The sequence below is a fragment of the Xanthovirga aplysinae genome (genome assembly GCF_009711365.1).
In the GTDB taxonomy this organism is placed as follows: Bacteria; Bacteroidota; Bacteroidia; order Cytophagales; family Cyclobacteriaceae; genus Xanthovirga; species Xanthovirga aplysinae.
In genome coordinates this window covers 1-10,028 of the sequence record NZ_SMMB01001165.1, presented here as the reverse complement: position 1 = coordinate 10,028, position 10,028 = coordinate 1, and the positions used below count along the sequence as shown (strand labels likewise).

Sequence of the window (10,028 nt, the reverse complement as noted above, 5' to 3'; positions counted from 1 at the left end):
TTATTCCGGAATCATGAATGATTTCCAAAAAATAGATACCTTTAGGCACCCCACTAAGATTAATTTGCTCTATGAATGAATCTTTTTGTGGAATTGAAGTATTTTGATAAACTATTTTTCCAGACCAATTTTTTATCAGTAGTTTAGAAATTGCCATAGGTCCCTTAGTCCATGAAACTTTAAATAATCCCCTATTGGGGTTTGGAAAAATTGATATTGGAGGGGGAGGTGAAGCAACGGCATTTTCGGAAATATTTACGGTGTAGTCCTCTACTTCTCCATCTCCAATATTACCGCAAGCTCGGGGGGGATTGTTGTATCTTATGGAAATTCTCATTCTGCTTTCCCCAAGGGAAGCGGTTGCTGGTGGAGTAAATGAACCATTAATGGCTGTGTTGGTTGGACCACCCTCAAAGGCTAACTCTTCTGCATCATTAAAATCACCATCCTGATTATAGTCAATCCAAATTCTATAATACTCCGGCCAACTATTTCCTGAGAAACCAGGTGTTAAGGTGAAATTGGAAGAATTGCCAACTTGCAAGTTGACAGTTTGGTCTGTGAAATCGCCATAGCCTTCTGCTCCTGAATTATTTTCAAAATCATCAATCTCTACACTTGCTATCCATTCATAGGTAGTATTTCCTGAAGAAGTACAATATTCGGGGGAAGGGGGAGTTCCTCCATCATCTGGTAGGGTAATGGTTGCCACCACAGGAAGATGATCCGATGGAGGTTGAGCACCACCTCCTGTACTTGTATCCATAAAAGTGGGATCGCCTACATTTACTTCGGGAGAAACCAAAATATAATCAATAGAAGCATTCCCATTTCTTACAGTAGGAGGTCTAGGATCTCCTGGGTGGGCTACATCCCAGCTATCAAGTACTTCTACAGGATTAATATAAGTACCATCAGGGGTAACTAACTCTTCCTGTTCCAGGAGAAAATTCATGATATCCGAACCAGGCCTGGCATTGAAATCCCCTCCAGCAATTATGGGTAAGCCATATGTATCTATATGCTCATCAATAGTTTGGGCCAAAGTATTGGCGTGGTTATATTGAGCTTGTTGTCTGGCATCAGTATCCGGGAAAGGAAAGTGATTGGAATAGAAGAAAAACTGTAAATTGGTTTGTTGGTCCTCAAATCTTGCCCAATTTACATAGGGAGTAAGGCCTGTAAAACCTGGTGGAAGGGGAACATTTTCCACTCCATTATCTATTAGGGTGAGGCGATCTGTTCGAAAAAAAATGGAGGCCTCATTTTCATTTCGATTACCAAAGAACTCTACCAATTCATAATCATTCCCTAATGCCTGAGCTATATCGTTTTTTTGATTGGCTCTCGTTTCAGACAAACCTATTACATCCGCTTCCAAATCAATTAGAACATTGCCTACTTCAGTAGAATGATTATTCCATCCAGGAATTTGGACATTATATGCCACCACCCGAAGGGATTGCCCATATAACTTTCTCGAATTAAGGGATGAAAATAAAGCAAAAACTGTAAAACAAACGAACAATTTTAGAAATAACCGGGTACCCTGTCTCATCATAGCTTTCTTTTTGGTTTTTAATTGCTTTAGATTGGTTTTTTGTTCTTGGTCGCTTTTCTGGAAAATCACAATTAAAGAACCTGAACCTCTTCTTTTTGTTTAAAAACTTATTGTCTCTTTTGAAAAGGTTGGTATTAAAAAGACTGGAAAGGAAAGAATTAAACTAATTACCTTTACTAACGTATAGGATATAGCTTTTTGTTGGTTCTCCTAAATTAACAAATGTATATGGACTTATTAGGGCGTAAAGTGTCCCAATTATTGGAGAACTAGCCTTATTTTTAAATGAAAAAAGTAAAGGTAATTTAGACAAGTTCTTAATGACTTTAAAATTTGTCAGGTTTTTTTAGTAAGTATGGGAGCAGAAAGGTTAAAAAACTTATTCTTCATTTATACCTTCAAAAACCCTTTTAATTAGCCTAGGGAACTTCCTTTCCAAATAAAAAAGGACCTTAAGGGCCCTTTTGAAAGTCTATTCTAATTTTTTTAAGTTGAGTTCTTTTTTATGGATTACTCCCCAATTTCACAACTACTTTTTTAATATTTATTTTTAATTTTTTTGCCGGAAATTATTGATTTGCACATTATTATTGTTTCCATTTCCAATAATCATATTGTTGCCGGCTACTAGATTACCTTTGCCATATTGTTCAATATGTTGACTTTGCATGTTCCCATTGTTCCTGTTACCAATGATCCAGTTACTATCTCTCACCATATTATGATTTCCAATCTGTGTGGCGTTAAGCATCTGAATGTTATCGCTATGAAAGGCCCCTCTCATTAAGTTGCTGTCAACCACTGAATTGAACTTTCCATCTTGAAAAACCTCAAGGGTTTGCATATTATTGATTTCAAAATTAGCAAGTGCTGAAACACCTGCTACCAGGTTGCCTACGCCAATCTGTACAATATTCTTTAATTGGACATTGTTGTTTTTTCCATTTCCAATAATGGTGTTATTATTGAAGTCTATGTTCAAGATACCCGTTTGACTAGCCACATTCACTTGGAGATTTCCATTGTTATCATTCCCAATAATTTGATTGTTTCCAACAGATTGGTTTAATAACCCATTCTGAGTGACGATTTTAATTTGGGTGTTATTGTCGTTCTGATTTCCAATTATCCTATTATTTCCCGCAAATATATTTAGAGTGCCAACCTGCTGAATTTGCTTTATTTGCACATTATTATTGTTCATATCTCCAATGATGGCATTATTGTTTACATCAAAGTTAAGGAGGCCCATTTGGGAAGCTTGATTGCTTTGCAGGTTATTTGAATTTTCATCACCGCTGATAAAGTTATTTCCAAAGGAAACATTGGCTGTACCATTTTGATCCACTATTTTGATTTGCTCATTATTGTCATTTTCATTTCCTCGAATAAAATTGTTGTCAAAAACAATATTGCCATTACCCATTTGTTGAATCTGCTTGGCTTGTACATTGTTATTGTTGCGATCACCGACGATCATATTGTTAAATTCATCAATATTGCCCACCCCATTTTGTGCAGCCTCATTGCTTTGTAAGTTATTTGAATTTTCATTTCCTGTAATCCAGTTATTCCTTAGGGATTGGTTCTGATCCCCTACTTGAATCACCATTTTTGTTTGTTCATTATTAGCATTCTGATCTCCAATTATTCGGTTATTGAGTGCCAGTTGGTTTTGGCTTCCATCCTGCACAATTTGCTTGATTTGTATGTTGGTATTATTCTGATTCCCCATGATTAAATTATTGCCTACATCTAAGTTACTAAAGCCTGTTTGTGAAGCCTCATTGCTTTGGGAATTACCGTTGTTTTGGTTGCCTATAATAAAATTATTAAGGAAAGATATATTCAAATTTCCGGATTGAAAAACGTTTTTTATTTGGGTGTTGTCATTATTACGGTCACCTATTATCCAATTATTTTGAACCACCTGATTATTATTTCCTATTTGCAGAATTTGTTTGCGTTGGTTGTTTAAGTTATTAAAATTTCCCACGATTCGATTATTGAGGAGATCAAGATTGCCTGCTCCATTTTGAAAGATAGTATTGATTTGGGTATTGCTATTGTTAAAACTTCCAATAATCCAGTTATTTAAATTGGATATATTGGGGCCGATGGACGCCACCATCTTAATCTGAACATTATTAAAGTTCATGCTTCCTATAACCTGATTGTTTTGGGAATAGGAAAAAGAAAGGGCAAAGAAAAGGAGTACGGGAATTAGGATGAAATTCTTCATAATGATTAAAATTTAAGTGGTTAACAATGTGAATTTGAAGGGAGAAATAGACGGCATAGTGAGACTTGCCAATTAGTTGGGAGGAGCTAATGAGACGCATAAGGGAATGGCCCATCTAAAAAGGTGTTATGGATGGGGAATTTGCATGAAATTAGGCTAAATTCATTGCTTCAACTTAACGAGAATACATTCAATAATTAGGATTATAAATTCAGTGGTTCCTTTCTTGGTTTTCAGTGGTTCAATTTCAGAAAGTGGTCATCAATGAGGCTAAAGCTCCATTATATAAAAAACCATTATAGAGCCAGATTGTTTAAGAAAATATACTTTAAAAGAAAAAAAGATTATCTATTAGAACTAATACTCACATTTTCCCGAATTACGATTTTTGCTTAATAAATTTCATTCGTAAGAGCTTTTTTCAAAAAGAATCATTAACCCTAATACTTCCCAAATCTTATTGCGAATATTTTAATTGAGAGAGTAGGTATTTGATCCACTCAAAACTTTTTTCCTTTGCTATTAACGACTTAATGCTGGACGATAATCATTACATTGTTATTTCCCATTTGTTTAGTGGATCCAAGAAAATTGTTATTCCCTTTTTGAGATAAAAATAGAAACTGATTGTTCCCCTTCTGTATAAATTCTTCCACTTGATTATTATTTCCTTTTTGACGAATTAATGCAGTGTTTCCAATGCCATTTTGTTGAAGATTGACTTCATTCACGTTTCCGTATTGCCAAACAATTGCTGTATTGTCTTGACTGATAGCCCTAAACCCATCGGCAGATTGGTTGATGGTTATTTGGTTTTTATCTCCAATGATGGTTGCCATGCCCATGTTACCTTCTACCTGGGTGCTAGGACCTGCTGAGGATTGGTTAATGGTAATGGCAAGTACGGCAAACCCCCCATTATGGTTCCCGTTGATTTCTGCTAAAGCAAGATTATTTTGGTTTTCGCTATTAAGGTTAGCGGTTTGGTTTATGTTTATGGCATTCTCATTGTTATTTCCTATAATGGTTCCCTTAGCTTTATTGTTTATTCCAATGCTGTTGTTTGAAATAAACTGGGCTATAAAAATACCCTGGAAATTTTGATCACCATGAATATGTCCTCTGGCGAAAAGGTTTTTCCCCTGGCTTCCTGAGGAAATTACTTGACCTAAAAAGATTCCTGCAATGTTATTGTCTCCTTCAATTGTTGCTAGGGCCTTGTTGTTAATAGATACAGTGTTTCCGTTGGGAAAGGCTTGTTGGGAGATTTCAATACCTCCCATATTGCTGTTTCCAATGATTTTGGCCCACGCTTGATTTCCTATACTAAGTGAGGATGCAGATGCCAATTGGTTTAAAATAATCCCTAATGAATTATTATCCCCCACTATGATTCCTTTTGCATGATTATTTCTTGAGACTCCATTGAAAACAGCTCCTTGGACAATGGATATTGCATTTGAATTTGCATTTCCTAAAACTGTCCCCAAACCTGTGTTGCCCATTTGGAAGCCGTTGTCCGTTACATTTTGGTTGATAAAAATGCCTTCAATATTATTATGGTCCCCAAGGGTAATGGCAATAGCTTGGTTGTTACTATTTACACTTCCCTCTCCATCCGTAGATTGTCGAATGTTAATTACATTCTCGTTTCCTTCCTGAAAACTAAGAGCGAAATTATTTATTGAGGTTCCTTCATTAATTTCTAGTTGTGTTATGTTGGAGATATTTTGGCTTCCATTTTTCTGTACTTGTAGACTCTTATTGCCATTGCCCATTTGAGCTAAACTGATACGGTTTTCGCCCTTTGTATTAAGCTGTAGAGCAAAGGAGAATAGTTCTGATCCTATTTGGGTTTGTTCTATTAGGTCTGTTGGAAGTGTGTTTATTTTTAATGAAATCAAAAGGTTTTGATTACTTTCCTGGCCAAGAGTAAGTTCCTGGGCAATGGAGAAGTTTAAAGGCCACAGGGCAATCACATACCCAATAAACAGCTTATGCATAGTTTATAAATTATAAAACCACCAGAAAATCACTTTATGCCATACTAACTTTTGTATGGCTGATTTGTTTGTAGGAGGGAAGGGTAGAGATGCTAAAAAATAGCATAAAATGGGACGTTTTTTGTAATTGATTCCTCTTTCTTATTTTTCCTCCATATAAATACTTTTTTACATTTGTTATTTTAAGTTGAACCTTGATTTTATAGGCAACGCTCCTATATTGGAATAGGAGATTTTGTTGGGCCGTTGAAAGAAGAATGGATCAAATCAGAAATACGATAAATAAATTTGCCAATAGTTTCGATAAGAAAGATTGGGAGGGATTGAAATCTGTATTAGATGAAAAAATTCAATGTGATTATTCTTCCTTACGTGGGAGAAAGGAAGAAATAACTTCAGAAAGTTATGTGCAAAAAAGGATGGAAGCACTTAGAGAATTAAACCTTCATCATCTTATTTCCAACCATGAAATAATCGTAGAAGGAAAAAAGGCTCAATGCACCGCTTCTGCAATGATATGGAGACGCCAAGGAGAGAAGTATTTTAATACACACGCTATTTATTTTTTTAGGTTAAGATGGGTGCAGGACAAATGGTTAATTTCAGAGATAAGACAAGATGTGCTCTGGAATGAAGGAGATGCTTCTATTCATTCAGGAAGTAGAGGTTGATTCCATATAGAAATGATTCACAAAAAAACTGAATTTTAGTGAGAGAGTCCTTTCGGGATATTATATCGGTTTTTCGAAAGAATATAGCAATGGCATTAAAGAATTGAGGAAACTCGATAACCTTAAGAAGGTGGCCTAATTCCAAAAATTTTCAAATGACAAAAATTGACCGGCTAACATTTAGGGCTCTTAATTGCCTGAGAAATTAGAGGTTCAGGAGTTTAAAAAAGATTAGTTTTTCATAGTGTATTCAGCGGTTTTTGAATCTACTATGGTTAATGAGAATTGAAATATAACTAACATAGATGAGCGAAATATATTTAGAAGAAGGTATTAGTCAATTAGTGGCTTCTTTTATTGAAGCAGGTTGCCCCTCGGTCAGGGAACAAACTATTGAAGAACGTCGACAAGGGTATCTTGATAGCGTACAATTGGCGGGTGAAAAAGAAGCGGTTTTCCAAATTGAAGATAAGGAAATTGAGGGAGCCAAATTAAGAATTTATAAACCTAATGACCAAGATAATTTAACAGTAGAAATATATTTTCATGGAGGATGTTTTGTAAGTGGTGGTTTTGAAACGCACGAGCAACAATTAAGAAGATTGGCTAATCTTTCTAGCGCGATGGTAATTGCCGTTCAATATCGTTTAGCTCCTGAACATACCTTCCCTGCGGTCCATGATGACGCTTTTCAGGCTGCTCAGGTAATTTATAGAAACTGTAAAAGGTGGGGAGGAAACCCGGAAAATATAATGCTGGCTGGTGATAGTGCTGGCGGGCATATCTGTTTAACTACAACTTTAAGGTTAAGAGATAAGGGAGAATTTCTTCCAAAAAAGCAAATACTTATTTCCCCCATGTTAGATGCAACTGCTTCAAGTAAGAGTTATATAAGGAATGGGGAGAAATATATAATAACTCGGGATACTTTAGTTTCTGGTTATGAAATGTACTTTAATCATTTACCTTCCAATCATCCGGAAGCAAGTCCACTTTTCCGCTCCGATTTATCTGGCCTTCCGGAAACTCATATATTGACAGCTGAATTTGACCCATTATTAGATGAAGGGGAGCTGTTATATCGAAATTTATTAAAAGAAGGTGTGAATGTTCAATGCCGTAGGTATCTAGGAGTAATTCATGGTTTCTTTCAACTCTCTGCAATTAGTCAGGCGGTAAGAGAATCATTGCTGCATGTTGCAACAATTATTTCTTCGGATTGAAATTAATAAAATTTGTCAATGTGGAGTAAATGATTTTTTGAATTTAAACTTTTTAAGTTAGGCCTTTCCTATTAAGTGTTGTTTTCAATGGTAAGGAGGTTGTTCCTCTTTAAGTAGGAATACTTCATTGTGGGGATATGGACAGAATTTAATTATAGGTTAGAATGGAATGGGATTAATTTTTCCCATTAATAAAATATATAAGGTTTAATAAATAATTTTCCTTTTCTTATTTTATTACAAATTAAATTCTAAAAAATCTTAAAAAAATTATATTTTTACAACTGGGAAATTAAATATCAAAATATTATTCTTTGAGTAGTTTTATAGAGATGGACAATTCAAAACGACTAATTGAAGGACTTTTAGAATTGAATGATAAAATTCAAGGCCTAATTGAAAAAATACAGCAAACCATGGCTGAGGTGGATCTGCGAATTGGGAAGGTTAAAAGCATACTCAAAGACCCTTATATTTGTGAAGAATTACGGGGAGAAAATTTATTGAAAATCATTAATGAGTTTCAAAATTAGACGCTTTTTAGATCCTTTCATCTGCTTTAAAGGGATTTAAATGTATATAGAATTTTCCTTTTCATTGATAACTTCTTAATTTTAAGAATCGTAAACTCTTTGCTTGCAATAAAGGCCTGTAACATAATAGTTGTGTTACAGGCTTTTTTATTTAGAGTTCTAAGAGCATGTTTGAAAATTTTTTTTTGCTCCAAATAGCTTTTGAAAAGCGGCACTTTTCCTAGGGACTCTTTTATTTTTCTAGGCCTGGAAACAACGTTGTTTTGTTACTTTTGTCACACATAGTTTCCAGGTACAAGCTCAATAAGAGTTTCGTTCACTTTCTCGAAATTCTATTTTCGCAGAAAAACAAAAAAATTAAAATAAGCTCTAAGGTGGGCTGTATGTTTAAAAAGGCATTTACACACCTAATTTATTGGTGCTCCATTTGGGCCTGTTTTGTAAATCTTTTGTTGTAACTTCGTGCCCAATAGTGTTACCGAATTCAGGCTTACGGTGAGTTGTTGGAGTTTAAAATTATGACGACATTTTTCTTTTTTCTACCCCTAGTACTTATATATGCCCTATTTGCTGTTTATATAGAGCGGAAAATAGCTGCATTTATCCATGATCGCTTGGGGCCCATGGAGGTCGGGAAATATGGGTTAGCTCAGACCTTAGCAGATATTCTTAAGCTTATTCAGAAGGAGGATATTATACCTGCAAGTGCGGATAGAAAATTATTTATGCTGGGACCTGTGGTGGTTTTTGTGGCTTTTTTTGCTGCTTTTGCTGTGATTCCTATTACTTCCTCTTGGGCTGGATCAGCAGCAGAGGTGGGCGTATTTTATTTATTGGCCATTGTATCCATGGATGTACTGGGTATTTTAATGGCTGGATGGGGCTCTAATAGTAAATTTTCTCTATTTGGGGCCATGCGATCTGCGGCCCAGATTGTTTCATATGAAGTTCCCCTTGGGCTTTCGATTCTTTGTGTAGTGATGATTGCACAAAGTCTCAACTTACAGGAGATTTCTTTTCAACAAGGGATCTGGATAAACACCTTTAAAGGGGAATTGGCCCAATACGCAACGGAAAAGAATTATTTGTTTGGCATTAAAACCTTGGGCATTGACGTAACACAGTGGGGGGGGATTTTTAGTTGGAATATCATTAGAATGCCCTTTTTGTTAATTGCATATGTGATTTTCTTTATTGCATCTTTGGCCCAAGCTAACCGAGGACCATTTGATTTACCAGAAGCCGAGTCCGAGCTGGTTTCGGGTTACCATACAGAGTATTCAGGTTTTCGCTTTGCGGTATTTATGCTTTCCGAATATGGAGTGATGCTTTTGGTAAGTTTTTTGGGTGCCATATTGTTTTTGGGAAGCTGGAATACTCCTTTTCCAAATATCGGTATCTTGAAATTGGCCGAATGGACTTCGGGAGCTCCAGGAACAGTCGCAGGATTTTTGTGGGGAGCATTTTGGTTGTTGTCTAAAACATTCCTGACTATTCTAATACAAATGTGGTTGCGTTGGTCTTATCCTCGTTTAAGAGTAGATCAGCTGATGGGACTATGTTGGAAATATCTTACACCAGCTGCTTTGGTTTTAATCCTTTTATCGGGAGTTTGGCGGATGTTTATGATTTTATAAGAAAGAGCCTATGAAGCCTTTTTTATAGTTTAAACTTTATAAAGGTTAATAATCGTTGAGACTTAGGGCTATAAGGTGACATTTTAAAGGTTTAATTCGTGTGGGAAAATTGAGGTTTGGATTAATTATATCGGTTAAATTGCTAAAAACTCGTTTAA

7 protein-coding genes are annotated in these 10,028 nt (G+C 35.6%); 4 read left to right on the top strand and 3 right to left on the bottom strand.

Annotation, left to right across the window (positions count from 1 at the left end; genetic code table 11):
• The 3 genes from E1171_RS15165 to E1171_RS15155 form a co-directional block, all read right to left on the bottom strand.
• Nucleotides 1-1,561 (bottom strand): GEVED domain-containing protein (locus E1171_RS15165; RefSeq protein ID WP_155206891.1); only part of this gene is annotated, 1,561 nt, incomplete at its 3' end.
• A gap of 550 nt (nt 1,562-2,111) precedes the next feature.
• The gene (locus tag E1171_RS15160) at nt 2,112-3,803 is read right to left on the bottom strand and encodes a hypothetical protein (RefSeq protein WP_155206890.1); all 1,692 of its coding nucleotides are present in this window, start codon (nt 3,801-3,803) and stop codon (nt 2,112-2,114) included.
• 530 nt (nt 3,804-4,333) lie between these two features.
• Nucleotides 4,334-5,806: a hypothetical protein gene (locus E1171_RS15155; protein ID WP_155206889.1), complete on the bottom strand. Its 1,473-nt coding sequence runs from the start codon at nt 5,804-5,806 to the stop codon at nt 4,334-4,336.
• A gap of 257 nt (nt 5,807-6,063) precedes the next feature.
• Between E1171_RS15155 and E1171_RS15150 the strand changes: the two genes are divergently transcribed.
• The 4 genes from E1171_RS15150 to E1171_RS15135 all read left to right on the top strand — a co-directional run bounded on the left by E1171_RS15150 (nt 6,064) and on the right by E1171_RS15135 (nt 9,870).
• Entirely contained in the window at nt 6,064-6,477 is a 414-nt protein-coding gene (locus E1171_RS15150; RefSeq protein WP_155206888.1) for a nuclear transport factor 2 family protein, read from the top strand.
• Between the two features lie 305 nt (nt 6,478-6,782).
• Nucleotides 6,783-7,700 carry an alpha/beta hydrolase gene (locus tag E1171_RS15145; protein ID WP_155206887.1) on the top strand — a complete coding sequence of 306 codons (918 nt, stop codon included), beginning with the start codon at nt 6,783-6,785 and terminating at the stop codon, nt 7,698-7,700.
• A 314-nt stretch (nt 7,701-8,014) separates the two neighbouring features.
• Complete coding sequence (locus E1171_RS15140) at nt 8,015-8,233, top strand: hypothetical protein (protein WP_155206886.1); 219 nt, start codon at nt 8,015-8,017, stop codon at nt 8,231-8,233.
• Between the two features lie 518 nt (nt 8,234-8,751).
• Nucleotides 8,752-9,870, top strand: coding sequence for a complex I subunit 1/NuoH family protein (locus tag E1171_RS15135; protein WP_155206885.1), 1,119 nt, complete (start codon nt 8,752-8,754; stop codon nt 9,868-9,870).
• The last annotated feature ends 158 nt before the right edge of the window (nt 9,871-10,028 follow it).

Coding starts and splice junctions, on each gene's coding strand:
- E1171_RS15160 (WP_155206890.1), bottom strand. CDS start 3,803: ATGAAGAATTTCATCCTAATTCCCGTACTCCTTTTCTTTGCCCTTTCT.
- E1171_RS15155 (WP_155206889.1), bottom strand. CDS start 5,806: ATGCATAAGCTGTTTATTGGGTATGTGATTGCCCTGTGGCCTTTAAAC.
- E1171_RS15150 (WP_155206888.1), top strand. CDS start 6,064: ATGGATCAAATCAGAAATACGATAAATAAATTTGCCAATAGTTTCGAT.
- E1171_RS15145 (WP_155206887.1), top strand. CDS start 6,783: ATGAGCGAAATATATTTAGAAGAAGGTATTAGTCAATTAGTGGCTTCT.
- E1171_RS15135 (WP_155206885.1), top strand. CDS start 8,752: ATGACGACATTTTTCTTTTTTCTACCCCTAGTACTTATATATGCCCTA.